We start from the raw sequence: 1,857 nt of genomic DNA, 5'->3' as shown, positions 1-1,857 counted from the left end.
ACCCGGGAGCCCTGGGTGGCGCGACGCAGGCGGTGGCCGCGTCCGGCGGGACACAGACGGTGGCCCGTTCCGGCGGTGGGCACGGCGGCAAGATCGTCCTCGCGGTGGTCGGGGCCGTCGCGGCCCTGGTGATCGTCGGCAGCGGGATCTACTACGTCCTCGGCCGGTCGAACGGCGCCGCCGCCGACCCGTACGACGCCGGCCCGAATCCGTTGCCCAGCGGTTCCAAGCCCTCGACGGACCACACGAATCCGCCGGGCGCCAAGCCGAAACCGAACCGGCCGCCGGCGGGCATGCGGTTCGAGCGCCTCGGCGACCTCCGCGTCGCAGTGCCGACCCGCTGGAAGCGTCAGGACGACCGGACCTTCGTGGATCCGGACACGCACGCCTACGTCCAGGTCGACGACCGCGTCTGGACGGGCACGCCCATGGGCCACTGGAAAGAGTGGATGCTGGATCCGAACACCGCCAAGGCCCTGAACGGCTTCTACCGGATCGACCTGCGCTCGACCACGGCCAGGAACGGGCAGCCCGCCGCCGACCTGGAGTTCACCTGGCTGCGCTCCGGTGAGCGGACGCACGCCCTGGACCGGGGCTTCCGCATGAAGGGGCGGCCCTACGCGGTCATCGTCGTCGCTCCCGAGCAGCAGTGGGGCGGCATGCGTCCCACCCTCACCCAAGTGCTCGAAAGCGCCGGATAAAGCTGATCCAATGAACCGGGGGACGCCGAAGCGCGTCCCACTCAGCAGCATTTGCTCCGACGGGGGACCATTTGGTCATGGGAGAGGGACGTCTGCTCGCTGGCCGCTACCGGCTGGACACGGTGGTGGGCCGCGGCGGCATGGGCACGGTCTGGCGCGCCCGGGATCTCACGCTCCACCGCGAGGTGGCGGTCAAGGAGGTCGTGCTGCCGCCCGGGCTCAGCGAGGGCGAGCGGGACGTCCTGTACGAGCGGACGCTGCGGGAGGCGCGGGCCTCGGCGAGGCTGAACCATCCCGGGGTGGTCGTGGTCCACGACGTCGTCGAGGAGGACGGGCGGCCGTGGATCGTGATGGAGCTCGTCCTCGCGCCGTCGCTGCAGGACGTCCTCGACCGCGAGGGCCCGCTGCCGCACCCGAGGGTCGCCGACATCGGCATGCAGATGCTCGGGGCGCTGCGGCACGCGCACTCCAAGGGCATCCTGCACCGGGACGTGAAGCCGTCGAACGTGCTGCTCCACGCCTCCGGCCGGGTGGTGCTGACCGATTTCGGCATCGCGCAGATGGAGGGGGACGCGACGCTGACCCAGACCGGGCTGGTCATGGGGTCGCCCGCCTACATCCCGCCGGAGCGGGCGCAGGGGGCCCGGGCCGTCCCGGCGTCGGACCTGTGGTCCCTCGGCGCGACCATGTACGCGGCGCTGGAGGGGCGGTCGCCCTATGAGCGGTCGGACGCGATGGCGTCGCTCCAGGCGGCGCTGCTGGAGCCGGTGCCGCCGCCGCGCAACGGCGGTCCGCTGCGGCCCGTCCTGGACGGCCTGCTGGCCCGCCAGCCGATGCACCGGATGAGCGCCGAGCAGGCCGAGCCGCTGCTCGCCCGGGTCGCCGCCGCGGCGGCCGCCCGGCCCGAGCCCGCCGCCGGGGTGACGCTCGGCGACGACGTCCGGACGATCCTGGACGGCGGGTCGGAGACGATCACCGACCCCGCCGACCTGCACCGGGGGGCGCTGCGCCAGGAGCAGGCGCCGGTGCGGCACGACGCCTCGCCGGCCCGCCACGACCCGTCGGTGCGGCGCGATCACCGACAACTTCCTGTACCCGAACGCCGTCCTCGCCGAGCGCGGGCTGATGGAGCGCAAGGGCTTCCCGGAGTCCTACG

1 protein-coding gene and 1 pseudogene are annotated in these 1,857 nt (G+C 73.5%); both read left to right on the top strand.

The features are described from left to right. On the top strand, positions 1-701 hold a 701-nt coding region (locus AB0J52_RS38635; protein ID WP_500188011.1), incomplete at its 5' end, for a serine/threonine kinase C-terminal domain-containing protein. 77 nt (positions 702-778) lie between these two features. Beyond that, positions 779-1,501, top strand: a pseudogene (locus AB0J52_RS38630) (serine/threonine-protein kinase); the annotation flags it as partial. Positions 1,502-1,857: the final 356 nt, after the last annotated feature.

Source organism: Spirillospora sp. NPDC049652, assembly GCF_040675125.1.
Lineage (GTDB): Bacteria > Actinomycetota > Actinomycetes > Streptosporangiales > Streptosporangiaceae > Spirillospora.
Note: the sequence above shows the minus strand (reverse complement) of the source record. Positions and strands in the feature narration are given on the sequence as shown.